Raw genomic sequence first — 16,858 nt, 5'->3', positions numbered from 1 at the left:
CTCATCCCCGACTTAGGTCTAGGTTCAAAAACCGTCTGGGGTCCGTTTTGTCAAACGCTTGTTCAGCGTACAATAAGGACATAAGCAAGACACAGTGAAAGGCGGTGAGAGATGATGAGAGTTAACAAAGGGAATGGGTTAGCCATTGTACTGATCGTGTTGGGTTCGATTATGCTGCTCGGTAAGTTTACTCCGTTTTTCGGTCACTTTTTAGGACATCTGATTGGTTACTTAATTCCGATAGCTATGGTTATGCTAGGCTACTACGGTGTGAAAAAAGGAAATGCGCTCTTCGGCTGGATCGTACTTGTACTTGGGGTACTGATTTTGCTCGGCAAACTGTCCTGGCTTCTGGGACCACTACTGGCAATCGGATTGATCATATTTGGTGTTTCCCTGCTGAGTGACCGCAGAAGACGTTACTGATTTTAGCAGTTTAGCGAATGAAGAAATATTGCAGTAACGAAGTTTTGATTATGGGGATACGAATTGTGAAAGGAGCAGATGCAAATGAGTGTTTTTCGAAGAATGCGCGATATCACAGTAGCAACCTTCAATGAGCATTTGGAACAAAGCCAAGACCCAGTGCAACTGATTGACCAGTTCTTGTATAATACCCGCCAGGAAATTGCCGAAGCGGAAAAACTCCATCAACAGTATGCGATGCATACAAGACAGATGAAGCAGCAGTTGGATCATGCATTGTCCATGCAGACCAAACGGGAGGAACAGGCGCTACTGGCTTTGAAGGCTGATGAAGAACATATTGCGAAGCTGGCCCTACAGGAGAAAATGCTATATGCAGAAAAAGAAGAGCAGTATAGAGAACTGTGGGAGCAGAGCCGTGAATCACTACGTGAGCTAGAACAACAGCTAGATACGTTAAAGACAGAATATCAAACGGTACACAGCAAGCGTCAGTATTATGCGGCACGTGTACAGACGTTGAGACTCCAGCAGCAAATGAACGAACGGGCTGGTACATACGGTGGACGAAATGTTCCCCGAATGTTCAACCGCTTGGAAGACCGGGTAGCCGATATGGAAGCAGAAACGATGAGTCTGCGTGATTTACGTCGGGGTGAGGGCGACCATGCACAGGATGCCCAAGGCGGTGGATCGCTGCTCGAACAAGAGTGGGCGAGACTGAAAAGCAAGCTGAACAACAGCGGGAAGGAGTAATTTGATAATGACCCGAATTTACAGATCAAGCCGGGATAGAGTAATAACAGGTGTATGTGGCGGTCTTTCTGACGCAACAGGAATGGACTCAACATGGATTCGTATTCTGGTTGTGATCAGTTTCTTTATTACAGCAGGAACCACATTTATGATTTATGTGATTGCGGCACTGGTTATCTCCAAGGAGCCGAGATCTCCTTTCGATGGAGGATTTGGCCCTGACAGCGGGCCCTACCATCAACAGGATCCACGCTATTATGGCAGTAACAATACAAGATCGCAGTATGGGCAGGGAACTGGTTACAACCAGGGCGGTGCATATGGCAATTCGAACCCGTTTTTTGGTCAAGATGCCCGCAACTCATCCAAATTTAACACAGGTCAGAACAATGACTTGGATTCCATGATGGAAGATATTGAGAAAAAGGCAATGAAAAAAGAATTGGCAGAGTTACGCAAAAAAGTAGAGCAATTTGAGAAGGGAGATCGTAAATAATGGGGATCTTTAAAAGAATGAAGGATATGACAAGAGCATCGGTGAATGAAGTGTTGGATAAAGTGGAAGATCCGATTATTATGTTGAATCAATATCTGCGCGATATGGAGGCGGAAATTCACGAGGCTGAGGTAACGGTTGCCAAGCAAATGGCGAATGAACGACGTATGAAACAGCGTTTAGAGGAAGCGGTACGTGTATCCAATGAGCGTGAGAAGCAAGCCGAATCCGCATTGCGAAATGGTCAGGAAGAAGTAGCGCGCAAGCTGTTGGGAGAGAAGATTTATTTTGTGCAAAAGCAGGACGAATACCGCGACTTGCATACACAAGCTGAGCTTCAAGCAAAAGAATTAGTACAACAGCTTCACGACATGAAAGATGAGTTCTATAAAATGCGCAACAAGCGCAATGAGTTAGTATCCCGTGCTCAAATGGCGAAAGCCAAAAAGCAAATGTCTCAAATCAATAGTTTGCATACGATTGAAAGTGGGTCTGCTTCATTGGGCTTCCACCGTATGGAAGAAAAAATTATGCAAATGGAAGCTGAAGCTGACGTACTGCGTGCTCCTTACCGTCAAGCTCCAGGAGAAGCATATGTTAATCCGGCTGAGGCTGAAAAACAGTTTAAAGTGGATGAGCAGCTTCAACAGCTTAAGTCCAAAATTCAGACAGGTGTTAAACCAGTCGATATGAAGAAGGACTGACTACTCGGAAACAAGACATTATGATATGCTGTATGGAATGGACATTGGTCGATGATCGTGCCTAATCTGTATGGTTCAGGAAAGCCATATGGCGGAATGTTGCGCCACTATGGCTTTTCCGTCCTGTATAAACAAAAAGGGGGTGCAGCATGGAGAGAAGAAAATCAGCCTTGGCACTGGCAGGGATTGGCATCGGAATTATCATTTTATTCGGTCAGTGGATTGGGTTCCTCTCCGTGGTTGCACTGATCCTAATGTTGGCCGGAATATATAAGATCCGCAATTCCAAAATCAAAAAGGGTTACACGATGCTCGCGATTGGTGCTGGATTGTTAGTGCTGGATCATTTGTTCCTGTTTGTTGTAGTTACACTAGCATCATTAGCTATATTCTATTCACGTTCAAGGAAGCTGCATAAAGGTCAAAGCTCCATATTCAAGCACAATTTTATATCCAATCATAAATGGGATGAAGTGCCTTGGAGCCTGCGCAGCACAAGCATATGGCATGTGGTTGGGGACGTGGATGCCGACCTGACGTTGGCTCTTCCAGAGGAACGTGAGCCCGTCATATTTTTGCAGGGGATCTTCGGTGATATTGACATCACCCTACCGGATAATTACGGTGTAGAGGTGGAGATGTTCATATTGTTCGGACAGATTCAGTTCGACCGGGACCATGAGGCGGGGATGCTCAATCGACTAGTTTGGAAGTCTCCCCATTTTGAGCAGAGTGAGTATAAAGTGAAGTTTGTTGTTTCGTACTTGGCGGGCGATGTTCGCGTCCGATTTTATTGAATCAGGAGGAGCCGGGATGAATCATAAAAAAGCGTCCAACATGGTAACCCGCAGTATGGGTGAAGGTATCCTCCTGTGTGTTGTTGTGGGCGTAGTTGTCTTTTATATGCTGTATACATATGGATATGTGAAGTCGTTCCCAACCTGGGGAATGATATTGAAAGTTGCAGGAGCCGTTATACTGGTGTTGATTGGTACAGGGGCAATGTACGGATTTTATGAAAGCTACCGCTTTAAAAGCAGACTGGAAATGTTGAGAGAGACGTTGCTGATGTGGGAAAAGGGAACCCCTGCACGTGAGTTGCCGCCCCTAGGGCATGATGAACTTGGTAGACTGGGAGAGCAGCTGGAACGGATTGGACGTAAATGGCAGGAACAAGTTACGTCTTTACAACGCTTATCCACGGATAATGCTCAGTTGGCGGAACAGGCACGGATGACTGCGATTGTGGAGGAGCGGCAGCGGCTGGCCAGAGAGTTGCATGATGCCGTATCACAGCAATTATTTGCTATTTCAATGACCGCGACGGCTGTGGGAAGGACGCTGGATAAGGATTTTGATAAAGCGCAGCGTCAAGTTGCACTAATTGAAGAAATGTCTTCCGTGGCACAATCCGAAATGCGGGCGTTACTACTTCATCTGCGGCCTGTCTATCTGGAAGGGAAACGGCTTGAGCAGGGTTTGCGTGATTTGGTACAAGAGTTGCAGGCAAAGGTACCGATGGAGATTGATTTTGAGATTGAAAGCGGAGTACAGTTGGTTAAAGGCATTGAGAACCACTTGTTTCGTATTGTGCAGGAAGCGATGTCTAATACGTTGCGCCATGCCAAAGCAACCCGCATGGAAATTCGTATCGTGCAACGCCCAGATTCCATCAGGCTGACGATTCGGGATAACGGTATTGGTTTTGAGCTGGATGAGAAAAAGCAGACTTCATATGGATTATCCACGATGCAGGAGCGGGTCAGTGAAATTGGGGGAGCGATTCAGTATATAACGGCTCCAGGAAAAGGGACACGGATTGAGGTGTCCGTGCCAGTTATTAATGATGAAAGCGGAAGGAACGATGATCATGGAAACGGAATTACCGATTAGCGTACTGCTGGTAGACGACCATGAAATGGTACGAATTGGTCTTGCGGCGGTGCTGGGGACGGAAGAAGGTATTGAAGTGGTCGGCGAGGCCGGAAGCGGAGAAGAAGGCATACGGTTGGCTTCCGAATACAAGCCAAATGTGATTTTGATGGATCTGGTCATGGATGGCATGGATGGCATCGAAACGACACGCCAAGTAACTCGTCTGCTTCCAGAGACAAAGGTGATTGTGCTGACGAGTTATTTAGACGATGAGAAAATGTATCCGGTCATTGAGGCAGGGGCATTCAGCTATTTGCTTAAAACGTCTCGCGCTTCCGAAATAGCGGATGCGATCCGTGCAGCTGCACGTGGACAGTCCGTACTAGAGTCACAGGTGGCCTCCAAGATGATGAATCGATTCCGCCAGCCACAGGCTGAAGCGCCCGCCCATACGGAGCTGACTGATCGTGAGATGGAGGTACTTCGCCTGTTGGCACAAGGGAAGTCTAATCAGGATATCGCAGACGAGCTGATTATCGGGATTAAGACGGTAAAATTCCATGTCACGAACCTTCTCGCTAAATTAGGAGTGGAAGACCGTACACAGGCGGCGATCTATGCCTATAAGAACGGATTAGCAGAGTAGAATGTAGAATAAACGAATACAAAGAACCGGAGACGATAATAGTTCTCCGGTTTTTTGTGTTCTATAACAAGGTGTTTAGATCAGGAGGAATAAAAAGGCGATTAAAGTCAGATCTAGTGCAAGCCCTGCACCGTATCCATATCCGCCGTACCCACCGCGATAGCCTGCTTTGCCATTTCCATAACTACTATAGCCATTTCCAGCAAATCCGCCTGCGTCATAAGGAAAGGATGGACTCAGAGGTGCATTGGGCGGCTTAATTAAGGCATTTAGTTTGGCAGAGGTGCGAACTTTGTTTTTAGGATTCCTTTTTTTCTTTTTAGAGGAAATCTTTTTAGGGGTTTGTTTTCCTTTGTTACTGTAGCTCCCAGCATAGAGACTGCCAGGAAAGGAGGGTGGATATCCGTTCAACATCAGCTTGCCTTTGCTACACCCACTTAAGATGCCGATGTGTCGTGTACCATCACGCATAACGGCACAGACCAGACGTCCACCATGAGGTGCCACACTGGCTTCATTTACAGGATAAATCGGAAACATGATTTCACCTCTTTTGGTGTAAGATGCATTGTGATCATAGTCTATTCTTACGGTGCCTACGATGTATGGTCGAACACCCAGTAGGCAGATGAATATTTTAGAAGGGCTTTGCCGTATTGCTGTGTGTATAAAACCTCTGACAACGGGAATGCTATTAATAGATTCATAGATTTCAAACCAGCCGAAAAAGAAAGTATTCAGAGCGTAGGTGTGGGAATCGGATGGTTGTGGAGCGGGAGGAACGATAATGCTAAAAGCAGAGTTGATTAGAAAAGGGATTATTACGATTTTGGTAATAGGAACGGTGCTGGTACTGGCTGGCTGGCGTTACGGAACCCTTCAGACAAACCGATATGATTCCCGCGAGGCAGAAACGGCTTTACGCTCATTGTTAACCATCTCGGACCAGGCCCCGGGTACGCTGGATAAGCTGGTTGTGAAGTGGCAAGGCGATTGGATTTCTAACCATGAAGAGCCGGCAGATGTAGCGGCACAGATAGCTGATCAGCTGAATATACCCACAGTAAACAAACTCGTGGAAAATGGACACACGGTTTATCGTTCTGTTCGTAATAGTGAGGATCTAAAAATCCGCTTAAATGTAATGGAACGTCAAACTGGGCAATGGTATGTAGTCGTTCAACTGGAGAGCAACGATGCAGGACGTGAGCCGTTGATTCAGCTTCATAAACTCTGTGCTGAGCAATTAAAGTCTATGGGGATTCAAGCGCAGTGGAACACGGCCCTTCAGCGTTCGCTGCATACAAAGGAATCCAAAGATCAACTGTTGAAACTGACAGAAGCGAGCTTAACAGGGAACATCTCCATGCAGGCCAAAGAAAGATATACGGATGCGACTACTGTGGCTATATCCTATGAAGCTCCAGAGCTGCCGTTAATGATTCAAAGCGGTGAGCATCAGGTCCAGATGCAGATGGCTGTACATGAAGATAAGGAGCAACAGGATACACGTATAACGCTCGGTTTTCCGCTCATCACGATTGAATACTGACTTATAAGGTAAATTGATGATTCATCGGATAGCTTATCCATGTAGGATATGCTAAAATATCATCAAATCTTTAGTTCCATGTTTTTCGAAAATCAAGTATGATCTTGTATAAATATACACAATACTACATGCGGATTTCGGGGATTGTGGATTGCGGAATCTTGACATGGGAAGAATGAGGTACTACATGGCTGACATACCTGCTAAAGAATCTGTTGTGACGCAAGGCGCAGTTCTGTTTATTTTTGGCGCTACGGGCGATTTGGCTCGTCGCAAGCTTTTTCCTGCTATTTACAGCTTGTACCGCGAAGGCAAGCTTGCTGAGGATTTTGCCGTTATTGGTGTAGCAAGGCGTCCTCGCACAGAGGAAGAATTCCGTAATGACCTGTATGCTTCCATACAGGAGTTTAGTCGCTACAAAGCAGAAAATGATCAAGATTGGCAGGCATTTGCCGAGCATTTTGAATATAAATCGCTTGATATCAACAATGTCGAAGGGTTCCATGAGTTGAGACAGCAGACGGAGTCTATAGAAAGCAAGTTTAACATACCGGGAAATCGGTTGTTTTATTTGGCCTTGGCTCCTGAATTATTCGGAAGCGTGTCTAAGAGTTTGAAAGATGGCGGCATGATGGATGGCAAAGGGTGGAATCGTCTTGTCATTGAGAAGCCATTCGGTTATAACCTCGAATCTGCACAAGAATTGAACGTTGAAATACGAGAAGTATTTGCCGAAGAAGAAATTTATCGGATTGATCACTATCTTGGCAAGGAAATGGTACAAAATATTGAGGTGATCCGCTTCGCGAACGCCTTCTTTGAACCACTGTGGAATAATAAGCATATTGCCAATGTGCAAATTACGCTTAGTGAAACGGTAGGGGTGGAGGAACGCGGAGGTTACTACGATCATTCCGGCGCCTTGCGGGATATGGGACAGAACCATATGCTGCAAATGCTAACGATGATTGCGATGGAGCCACCTAGTCGTTTGTTGCCTGAGGATATCCGTGATGAAAAGGTGAAAGTGCTGCGTTCGCTGCGCCCTTTTGAAACGTCTGACGATGTGAAAACCAATGTGGTGCGTGGTCAATACATCGAAGGCAGTTATCGCGGTCAGCAGTTGCCGGGATATCGCCAAGAAGACAAGGTTGATCCACAGTCAAACACAGAGACTTATTTTGCTTCACGCGTGTTTGTTGATAATTTCCGTTGGGCTGGCGTACCGTTCTATATTCGTACGGGCAAACGTCTCCCTGTAAAAACAACGGAGATTGTTGTGGAATTTAAGAGCATGCCAACGAACGTGTACCTCGGTCAAAAGCATAAGCTGGAACCGAACTTGCTCGTAATTCGGGTCAATCCAATGGAGGGCATTTACATTAAAATTAATGCCAAGAAACCTGGCTCGGAATCAGATATTGAGCCATTGGCTATGGATTTTTGCCAAAGCTGTATGGTGGGTATCAACTCACCGGAGGCTTATGAACGGTTGCTGATGGATGCGATTGAGGGTGATTCGACGTACTTCACGCGTTGGGATGAGGTTGCCACGGCATGGGGATTCGTCGATCGAATCGCCAAAGCATGGCAGCAGACCCCGGATACGCTGGAAACCTATGCTGCAGGCTCATGGGGACCGGAAGGTGCTCACAAGCTATTGGAGCAGGATGGCTTCAAGTGGTGGCCGGTTAGCGGTCAGGATGAAGATAATGTCATCTGGCGAGTAGGCGGCGTTCAGTAATCCCGTTTTGTCCTGCATCCCCCTATGTCCTGTTTAGGACGTAAGGGGATGCTTTGCGTTCGGAGTGTGCTATAATAGCTTAGTCTCAGGTTTTCAGTTTGCAACTGATTATTAAGTTAAAGGCAGGCTAAAACATGTAAATAGATCGTATTTATAATGAATATGGTAACGGGGTACGCCGAATAATGGGGCTAACGGCAATGAGCCGATAGAGCCGATGATTTTATGAAAACAGGCGTGCATCATGGCCTTTTTATGAATAGCTTGAGCAGGAATGCAATGGATTTGATCATGAAGGGATATGTGAAATGAGTAAAACAACAGATATACTTCAACAGGAAGTCGACAAACGGCGTACGTTTGCGATTATTTCTCACCCGGATGCGGGTAAAACGACACTGACGGAAAAGCTGCTGCTGTTCGGGGGCGCGATTCGTCTTGCTGGTTCAGTTAAAGCGCGTAAAGCAAGCAAACACGCCACGAGTGACTGGATGGAGATTGAAAAACAGCGGGGGATCTCTGTAACATCCTCAGTGATGCAATTTGATTATAATGGTCACCGCATCAACATTCTGGACACGCCAGGTCACCAGGATTTCAGTGAAGACACGTATCGTACATTAACAGCAGCAGATAGTGCAGTCATGCTGATTGACGTAGCGAAAGGTGTGGAAGCGCAAACGATTAAGCTGTTTCAAGTTTGTGCGAAGCGTGGAATTCCGATTTTCACCTTCATTAACAAACTGGATCGTGAGGGACGCAGTCCTTTTGATTTGATGGAGGAGTTGGAGCAGGTACTTGGCATCCGTTCGGTGCCTATGAATTGGCCGATTGGTACAGGACGCGAGCTGTGCGGTGTCTATGACCGTGTCAAAAATCAGGTCGAGCTGTTTCAGGGAGATGACCATTCCACGATTAAAGTACAAAAAGTGGAAGATTACAATGATCCGATCATTCGTGAGATGGCGGGCGAATATTTGCATGACCAATTATGCCAAGACTTGGAGTTGCTTGATGTCGCGGGTGACCCTTTTGACATGGAGAAAGTACAGCGCGGAGAATTAACACCGGTATTCTTCGGCAGTGCGATTAATAATTTTGGTGTACAAACATTTTTGGAAAACTTCCTTCAGCTTGCTCCTAAACCGGAGCCACGCCGTAGTACAGCTGGGGAAATTGAGCCAACAAACGAAAAGTTTACCGGCTATGTATTTAAAATTCAAGCGAACATGAACCCGGCTCACCGTGACCGTATTGCATTTTTGCGTATTGTGTCTGGTAAGTTTCAACGCGGGATGAGTGTTAAGCATGTACGTATGGGCAAGGAGATTAAGCTGTCTCAGCCACAGCAGTTCCTGGCACAGGACCGTGATATTGTCGAGGAGGCATTTCCTGGCGATATTATTGGATTGTTTGACCCGGGTATTTTCCGTATTGGTGATTCACTCAGCCAAGGTAGCGAGGTTGTGTTTGATGAATTGCCGACCTTCTCGCCTGAGATTTTTGCCAAGGTAACGGTGAAAAATGCCTTGAAGCACAAACAGTATCTGAAGGGTATTGACCAGTTGACCGAGGAAGGTATGATTCAGGTTTTCCGTACGGTAAGCTTTGACGATACACTATTAGGTGTTGTCGGCCAACTGCAATTTGAAGTATTTGAGTACCGCATGAAGGGTGAGTATGGAGTTGATGTACAGCTTCAGCGTATGCCATTCCAATTTGCACGTTGGATTGTGGATGAGCAGATTGACCCGAGCAAGTTCCGTATTAACTCTACGCTGGTAAAGGATAAGAAGGGCAATTATGTCGCCTTGTTCGAAAACGAGTATGCCATGCGTACGGCTATGGAGAAAAACCCGACAGCTAAGTTTCTAGAAATGGCTCCGTAAGATTGAATAAGCAGAACAGTTTGATCTCAGTCATTTAGTGTATACAACGAATAGTCCACTCGATGTGAATGCGAGTGGACTATTTTCATTTTCGAATACGGGTAAAATAATGAGCACAATTAAATTGGAACAAAAAGTTAAATAGCTAGAGCTAGGTTAAAGGCACGGGTTTGATTTTATCGATTTGTTCATGTGCCAAATGGACGAAATCGTGCTGTTGATTTGGGCTCATATGCTTCCAAGCGATTTCAAGAATGACACCCAATCCAGGCAGAGCGGCTTCAGGCCCGTCCACTGACCCAATAATCATATCCGTAAGATCAGCTTCTGATTTGCCGTGTACTTTGTGAACAATTGCTTGTCGTAAATCCATTGTAATGGGCATGTGTACCTCCCGTATGTTGTAGTAGTGATCGTATGTATTATGGCTTGGGCTGTTGTCCAGTATACATGGAGAAGCATTTGGCATAAGTATGTCAAAATTTATGTTTGTAGCATGATATGCTATACTATGACGGACAGTATGGTGATCGGGAGGTAAAGAAGGAATGGCAAAAAAACAGTATGCGGTTATTGGCATGGGACGTTTTGGTTCCAGTGTTGCCAGTGCGCTGAGTGAGATGGGTTTTGATGTGCTGGCTATTGACTCGGACGAGCAGCGTACACAGGAAATGTCGAATATTGTGACGCATGCGGTGTCTGCCGACTCGACGGATGAGGAAGCGCTGCGAGCGCTGGGTATCCGTAATTTTGACGTAATCGTAGTTGCGATTGGCGAAGATATACAGGCCAGTATTCTGACGACATTGATTCTCAAGGACATGGGCGTACCAGCTCTTGTGGTCAAGGCACAAAATGAGCTGCATGGAAAAGTGTTGCAAAAGATAGGTGCAGATAAAGTCGTTTATCCTGAACGGGATATGGGGTTACGGGTAGCCCATCATTTGACATCCCCCAACATTTTGGATTATATCGAGCTGTCCAAGGACTACAGTATTTTGGAGATGAGAGCCGCCGATTCCATGATTGGAAAAAACCTGAAAGAGTTAGACATACGTGCACGCTTCGGCTGCAATGTGATGGCGATTCGCAGAAATCAGGAAATGAACATTTCACCTTATGCCGAGGATCGTCTGGAGCCGGGTGATGTACTGGTCATTGTGGGCCACAAGGATGACCTGACCAAGCTGGAGCTGGCATTTGCAGCCTAATGAGGGCTTGTGTTCAAGTGCAAGTGATACATCATTTATTTTTATTGAAACGGACAAAGAAACGGAAGGTTAAACGAATGGAAATCATTTCACCGAATAATGCGCGTGTAAAAGAGTGGGCGCAACTGCTGGAGAAAAAGCATCGCACACGGCAGCATAAATATATTGTCGAGGGTATTCATCTGGTGCAGGAAGCGCTGCGTTCGGACGCGGCTGTCGAAACCGTCGCCTATGATTTGGACAAGGGCATTCCCGCCGAGCTGAATGGCCTGGATCCAGCAGACCAGCCGGTGGAATGGGTTCCCGTGTCAGCGGCGGTCATTGCAAAATGCACCGATACGAAGACGCCGCAGTCGGTCTTTGCCATCGTGCGTAAGGAGGAGCGCAGCGCATTCCAGGCATTGCTGGAGCAGCCGGATGCACTGGTAATGGTGCTGGACGGGGTGCAGGACCCCGGCAATGTAGGCACCATCATCCGCAGCGCGGACGCTGCTGGAGCCGCAGGCGTAATATTGGGTCATGGCTGTGCCGACCTGTACAATCCCAAAACGATCCGCTCCACGATGGGATCGTTGTTTCACCTGCCGGTGATTGAAGGCAGTCTGGAGGAGCTTTTGCCGCAGGCCAAAAGTAAAGGTGCCCGCTTGCTCAGCACCTCGTTGGATGCGAGCTTGTCATGCTATGCCATAGATTTGCGTGTTTCCACTTGGCTTGTGATTGGGAATGAAGGCCAAGGTATTTCTGATGCTACCGCGCGCATGGTGGATGAGTCGGTATTCATTCCGATGCAGGGGCAAGCGGAATCACTGAACGCGGCGATGGCTTCTACGGTGCTGTTATTTGAGGCCATGAGACAACGAAACTAAGAGAGTGAACATGGGGCTGTGGTTTATAACATCAATTGAGACTAATTATATTATTAAATGAGACTGTTTATACCATCTAAATGAGACAGTCAATGTCCCCGAAAACCCAAGTAGAAGTGGCTTGGTGTTTTTCTTTTGTAAGAACGACTGAAGGTAATTCAAAGTAGGCCGTTACATCTAACATAATATTCATGCTGCGGAATTTCGTCCTGGGTCCGGCATTCGCTGAGTCGTGAATATAGGAACGTTATCCGAAAGAACCCTAAATCGATTAAGAGATGAGGAGCATTTGATGACCTATAAATCAATTTTAATAGATCAATTAACTGCATGTTATAACGATAAGAGTTGGTTCATTCCTCTTGCGGATATACTGGATGATCTAACAGCAACGGAAGCAGTTACTGAGAATGACAATAAACAAACCATATGGTCCATAGTGAATCATCTTATTTATTGGAATGAAACATGGCTTGAGCGTTTTAAGGCAGGAGAATTTATATTAAATAATGCTATTAACAATGATGAGACATTTTCTTTGACTCAAGATCAATTGAATGATTTAGGCTGGAAGGAAACATTAAATAGACTTGAGAATGTATTTAGCAATTGGAGAGTTATTTTAGAAGAAACAGATGAATCAAAGCTCACAAAACAACTTCCAGAATATTTTAATGCTCCTTGGTGGGGAGTTGTTTCTAATTTAAGTATTCATAATGCATATCATATCGGACAAATCATGTTGTTAAAGAAACAAATTCGAGTTAAATAATGTTTTTAGGTTGTTCGCAGATGAGGGGGCAGCATATGCAGAGCTGGTCGTCCGGCCAGGAAGTGATTTGGCTTGGTAAATCAAGCTCAAAAAAAAAGGCACGTTTTCAGTTTTGAAAATGTGCCTTTTTTGCCATTAATTTAAAGTCGAAATGGCAAACGTAACAATGAGTGTCATCTGCTTAATTTGCGCCCTTCTTTGTCAAGAAACAACAGTTCGTAGTATTTTTTGGGTCGCCCTTTACTGTTGTCTCGTTTTTCAAATACCGTTTGTACGTATTTACTTTCTTCAATTTTGTTAAGGATACGGTTTGCACCTCTGACGGTCATGGACAGGCAGCCAGCAACATCCTCAGAGGATAATTTATTTGTTCTCATGATTTCTGCATAGGACATGATTTTTTGCAAGTTGATGTTGTTTATTCCGATAGTTTTGGCTAACGCGATGATTTCCGGGTCCCCCTGTTCAGAGAACTGTATGACATTCATGCTCCGCATTGGGCCGATAACCTTCTGATCCTCGTTTATAAAAAAGCTGCAGCTGCCCGTAAAGGCTTCCGCCTGTCTGTGAGCTTTGGTGGCGTTAATGTTAGCTTGAAAATATTCATGTCCCGAGCCCCACCCGATCTTCACCTTGTCGCTTATGCGCTCTTCCAGATACTCCAGTAGGGTGCAGTTATGCGCGTTAGTGGTGATTTTCATGAAATTTCCGTAGGTGGTGTATAGTCTGACAAAGCCTTCCGAAATTTGGGCCGTGTCTGCCAGATTCACGCTGCGCAGAAACCTGCCGACAAGGACCTTTAGCTCATGAAGCTGCTCTTCAGATAGCGGATCCGCCGTTCTGGTCGATAAGCATGCGACAACTGCCCTCTGACTCTTAAGCTTGAGGATAGTAATCTCGTTGATGATCTCTCTTATGGTCTCTTTAACGTTTTCCAAAGTGGGCCGGATTAAGATATATCTGACTCCGTGCTTTTTGAGTTCTGGAACAAAGTGGCCGAACGCGGTGATGGACAAGTCTATTTTCTTGTCTTCCCATAGAGTGATATGGTTCTCCAGCATTGTCTCCACCCGTTCGAGCAGATCACCGCTGTCAATGGGCTTTCCCTCATGAGTCAGGTATTGCTGGAATTCGCTGAAAGACTTGATTATATACGCATAATCCACATAGATCCGGGATATATCAAGCCCAGGTTCTGTAACCAGCAGCCGGAAAAGTTCCCTGTAAAGCAGGTTTTCATCATCCTGCAAAATGTGAACAGGTACTTTTTCATCCAGGCATTCCTTATCGATTGACTCGTAAAGCATCCTGCCACTGATCACAAATCCATCCACCGAATCTAAGTTTTTGAGATAGATGTCTGTTGTTTCCCGGAAGTTACTGATTGTAAGAAACCTGAACTGACATAAGGGCCGCATTTCTTCTTCAATGGCGCGGAAATAGTCCATATGGGTCTCAGGCGTGATAATACCCAGCTTGATTTTCATGATAGATTCCTTTCATAAACAGTTCAATCAAAAGAGTTATATCACAATAAATGTGATATTTCAATGTTCCGGCAGCCTCTAAAATAATGTTCTTAAAATGTCTTATTTTCTCTTGACAGCGAATGGATTTAAAAGTACGATAAAAGTGTTCTTAAAAAGTCTTAAAATATGAAGGGGGGAATGTTTACCCTGTTCTTACGTTCATTCAATTTGTGCTTTGGGAGATGTTTATTGTGATTGAAGAAGCTGGAGATTTTTTGAGTATGGCCCATCAGCTGCAGGACAAATTGGTCAAGCACAGGCATCATCTTCATGCGGTTCCGGAACTTGATTTAAGTTTGCCGAGGACAACTGCCTACGTAAAAGAGGTGTTGGAGTCGATGGGGCTTGAGCCTACTCCCGTAGGAGAGTCAGGTCTAATGGTTACGATCGGCGGACAACATGCCGGGAAGGTGATTCTTATCCGTGCGGATATGGATGGGCTGCCCATTCAAGAAGAAACGGAGCTTTCTTTTGCGTCGTTGAACGGAAACATGCATGCATGCGGTCATGACTTGCATACTTCCATGCTGCTCGGAGCTGCGGAGATCCTGAAGGCCAACGAAGAGCAGCTTCGCGGGACGGTTAAGCTTATGTTTCAGCCGGGTGAAGAGACTCTGCACGGGGCAAAGATGATGCTTAAGAATGGGATTCTTGACAATCCTAAGGTGGATGCATCCATGATGCTTCATGTGTTGACCGGAATGCCAATTCCTATCGGGCAATTTGTAGTGCCTGAGGCCGGTGGAGCTATCTCAGCTTCCTCTGATTGGTTCGAAATCATCATCCGCGGAAGGGGTGCACATGGAGCAATGCCGAGTGCCGCGGTCGATCCGTTAAATGTGGCTGCTCATCTTCATCTGGCGCTGCAGGGTATTCTCAGCCGTGAAATTCCGCCAGTTGAGAGTGCCGTCCTTACCATTGGCGTGATGGAAGGCGGAAGTACAAACAACGTGATTCCCGATACGGCCAGAATGAAAGGAAGCGTACGCACATTTAACGCCGCATTGCGGGACAAAATGGAAACCCGTATCCACGACATTTCTGCAGGTATCGGAGAAACTTTTCAGGCAAAGGTGGATGTGATCTATACCAGGGGATGTCCTGAGGTGAAAACGGACAGCGGGCTTAACCGTCAAATGAGAACTACGATTGCAAACACTTTTGGTGCCAGTTCCTTAATCGGTATAACCCAATTGATACCCGGCGGGAAATTAATGGGATCGGAAGACTTCGCATTTGTCTCACAAGCGGTGCCAAGTACCTCAGTATTTCTTAACGCAGGCAATACCGAGGAAGGCTATGGTTACCCTGTGCATCATCCAAAGACGATGTTCTCGGATGAGGTGCTGTACAAAGGGGCTGCGGCTTACGCTGCTTTCGCCAGAGATTGGCTTGAAAGTAATAGATAATATCTCAACAAAACCAGGAGGAATTGAAATGACAGAGAGACGTATGATTGGACCAACCAAATTTGAAGAGTACTCGGAGAAATACAAGGAATTTCTATTAATGACCCGCCGTGACGGAATCATCGAAGTACGGTTGCATACCGACGGAGGGCCGTACAAGCATTCTTGGGAAGCCCATACGGCATGGTCCCATGCATGGTCAGATATTGGCCGCGACCCTGAGAACGAGGTAATGATTATTTCAGGAACAGGGGATAAATGGGTAATAGGGGACCCTGAGGTCTGGAATACAAAATTTATGGACTGGCCGAAGCAAAAGAAGCTCGAACAGTATCATGAATCGCTGAGACTGCTTGAAAATTTGATATTCTGCATTGACATCCCCACCATCGGGGCGATCAACGGGCCGGGAACGCACTGTGAACTCGCAACTCTCTGCGATATTACCATTTGTACTGAAGACGCGGACTTTTTTGATCCTCATTATCTGGGAGGCACACCTCCCGGAGATGGAATGCTGCTCACACTGCAGAACATGATCGGTTTCAAGAAAGCAGCATATTACGCATACACCGGCAAGAATATCAATGGTCAAACCGCCTTGGACCTGGGCATCGTTAGTGAAGTCCTGCCCCGGGAAAAGCTTCTTCCTCGCGCATGGGAGCTTGCGGAGATGATCATGCAGGCACCGCGTTCAACGAGACATCTGTCCCACTCCATTATATCCCGTCCATGGAAACAAGCCCTGGTCAGTGATCAAGGGTTCCAGCTTGCCCACCAAATGTACGACATGGCCATTGATGAAGAAGGAGCTCTGGAGCGGCTGAAAAAAATGCAAGGACGTCTAATGGGCAAAGAAGTTCATTAGAGCTATGGCGGGACCTACACGATTCGTAGAATACTCGGAGAAGTACAAGGACTTGTTCTTCATGACAGAAATTGATCAATACCGCGAAGCTAAAAATATATCTACCGGATACATT

17 protein-coding genes and 1 pseudogene are annotated in these 16,858 nt (G+C 46.0%); 15 read left to right on the top strand and 3 right to left on the bottom strand.

Annotation, left to right across the window (positions count from 1 at the left end):
- Window positions 1-114 precede the first annotated feature (114 nt).
- The 7 genes from MKY98_RS21445 to MKY98_RS21415 all read left to right on the top strand — a co-directional run bounded on the left by MKY98_RS21445 (window position 115) and on the right by MKY98_RS21415 (window position 4,903).
- Complete coding sequence (locus tag MKY98_RS21445) at window positions 115-426, top strand: LiaF transmembrane domain-containing protein (RefSeq protein WP_013311898.1); 312 nt, start codon at window positions 115-117, stop codon at window positions 424-426.
- An 84-nt stretch (window positions 427-510) separates the two neighbouring features.
- Complete coding sequence (locus MKY98_RS21440) at window positions 511-1,182, top strand: PspA/IM30 family protein (RefSeq protein ID WP_013311897.1); 672 nt, start codon at window positions 511-513, stop codon at window positions 1,180-1,182.
- Window positions 1,183-1,189: 7 nt separating this feature from the next.
- Window positions 1,190-1,678, top strand: a complete 489-nt coding sequence (locus MKY98_RS21435) for a PspC domain-containing protein (protein WP_029518167.1) — start codon at window positions 1,190-1,192, stop codon at window positions 1,676-1,678.
- Window positions 1,678-2,382 (top strand): PspA/IM30 family protein, encoded by a 705-nt coding sequence (locus MKY98_RS21430; protein WP_013311895.1) that lies wholly within the window; start codon window positions 1,678-1,680, stop codon window positions 2,380-2,382. Before MKY98_RS21435 ends, MKY98_RS21430 begins: the two co-directional genes overlap by 1 nt.
- Before the next feature lie 149 nt (window positions 2,383-2,531).
- Window positions 2,532-3,179 carry a cell wall-active antibiotics response protein LiaF gene (liaF, locus tag MKY98_RS21425; RefSeq protein ID WP_029518168.1) on the top strand — a complete coding sequence of 216 codons (648 nt, stop codon included), beginning with the start codon at window positions 2,532-2,534 and terminating at the stop codon, window positions 3,177-3,179.
- Window positions 3,180-3,195: 16 nt separating this feature from the next.
- Complete coding sequence (locus MKY98_RS21420; protein ID WP_029518169.1) at window positions 3,196-4,275, top strand: sensor histidine kinase; 1,080 nt, start codon at window positions 3,196-3,198, stop codon at window positions 4,273-4,275.
- Window positions 4,253-4,903 carry a response regulator gene (locus MKY98_RS21415; protein WP_013372995.1) on the top strand — a complete coding sequence of 217 codons (651 nt, stop codon included), beginning with the start codon at window positions 4,253-4,255 and terminating at the stop codon, window positions 4,901-4,903. The genes MKY98_RS21420 and MKY98_RS21415 overlap by 23 nt, the downstream gene beginning before the upstream one ends.
- 75 nt (window positions 4,904-4,978) lie before the next feature.
- On the opposite strand, the gene MKY98_RS21410 is transcribed toward MKY98_RS21415, so the two are convergent.
- Window positions 4,979-5,443: a hypothetical protein gene (locus tag MKY98_RS21410; RefSeq protein WP_069012591.1), complete on the bottom strand. Its 465-nt coding sequence runs from the start codon at window positions 5,441-5,443 to the stop codon at window positions 4,979-4,981.
- Between the two features lie 247 nt (window positions 5,444-5,690).
- Here MKY98_RS21410 and MKY98_RS21405 point away from each other — a divergent pair, with 247 nt between their 5' ends.
- The 3 genes from MKY98_RS21405 (at window position 5,691) to MKY98_RS21395 (ending at window position 10,088) form a co-directional block, all read left to right on the top strand.
- Window positions 5,691-6,455 (top strand): YwmB family TATA-box binding protein, encoded by a 765-nt coding sequence (locus MKY98_RS21405; protein WP_069012592.1) that lies wholly within the window; start codon window positions 5,691-5,693, stop codon window positions 6,453-6,455.
- A gap of 187 nt (window positions 6,456-6,642) precedes the next feature.
- Window positions 6,643-8,199: a glucose-6-phosphate dehydrogenase gene (zwf, locus tag MKY98_RS21400; protein ID WP_029518173.1), complete on the top strand. Its 1,557-nt coding sequence runs from the start codon at window positions 6,643-6,645 to the stop codon at window positions 8,197-8,199.
- Between the two features lie 308 nt (window positions 8,200-8,507).
- Window positions 8,508-10,088: a peptide chain release factor 3 gene (locus MKY98_RS21395; protein WP_029518174.1), complete on the top strand. Its 1,581-nt coding sequence runs from the start codon at window positions 8,508-8,510 to the stop codon at window positions 10,086-10,088.
- 151 nt (window positions 10,089-10,239) lie between these two features.
- Here MKY98_RS21395 and MKY98_RS21390 read toward each other — a convergent pair whose 3' ends face one another.
- Window positions 10,240-10,473, bottom strand: a complete 234-nt coding sequence (locus MKY98_RS21390) for a small acid-soluble spore protein SspI (RefSeq protein ID WP_016819939.1) — start codon at window positions 10,471-10,473, stop codon at window positions 10,240-10,242.
- 160 nt (window positions 10,474-10,633) lie between these two features.
- Here MKY98_RS21390 and MKY98_RS21385 point away from each other — a divergent pair.
- From MKY98_RS21385 to MKY98_RS21375, 3 genes and pseudogenes are all read left to right on the top strand, one after another.
- Window positions 10,634-11,299 (top strand): annotated as a pseudogene (locus MKY98_RS21385) (potassium channel family protein); the annotation flags it as partial.
- 77 nt (window positions 11,300-11,376) lie between these two features.
- Entirely contained in the window at window positions 11,377-12,165 is a 789-nt protein-coding gene (locus MKY98_RS21380) for a TrmH family RNA methyltransferase (RefSeq protein ID WP_069012593.1), read from the top strand.
- Window positions 12,166-12,457: 292 nt separating this feature from the next.
- Complete coding sequence (locus MKY98_RS21375; RefSeq protein ID WP_069012594.1) at window positions 12,458-12,937, top strand: DinB family protein; 480 nt, start codon at window positions 12,458-12,460, stop codon at window positions 12,935-12,937.
- Between the two features lie 173 nt (window positions 12,938-13,110).
- Here the strand turns inward: MKY98_RS21375 and MKY98_RS21370 are convergent, their stop codons facing one another.
- Entirely contained in the window at window positions 13,111-14,424 is a 1,314-nt protein-coding gene (locus tag MKY98_RS21370; protein WP_029518181.1) for a hypothetical protein, read from the bottom strand.
- 224 nt (window positions 14,425-14,648) lie between these two features.
- On the opposite strand from MKY98_RS21370, the gene MKY98_RS21365 reads away from it, so the two are divergent.
- Together MKY98_RS21365 and MKY98_RS21360 are read left to right on the top strand one after the other, a co-directional pair.
- Window positions 14,649-15,875, top strand: a complete 1,227-nt coding sequence (locus MKY98_RS21365) for a M20 metallopeptidase family protein (protein ID WP_069012662.1) — start codon at window positions 14,649-14,651, stop codon at window positions 15,873-15,875.
- A 28-nt stretch (window positions 15,876-15,903) separates the two neighbouring features.
- A complete protein-coding gene (locus MKY98_RS21360) occupies window positions 15,904-16,743 on the top strand; it encodes an enoyl-CoA hydratase/isomerase family protein (protein WP_029518183.1) in 840 nt (279 codons plus the stop codon).
- Window positions 16,744-16,858: the final 115 nt, after the last annotated feature.

It is taken from the genome of Paenibacillus sp. FSL M8-0228 (genome assembly GCF_038007385.1).
In the GTDB taxonomy this organism is placed as follows: Bacteria; Bacillota; Bacilli; order Paenibacillales; family Paenibacillaceae; genus Paenibacillus; species Paenibacillus polymyxa_D.
This window is presented reverse-complemented; position numbering and strand designations above follow the sequence as displayed.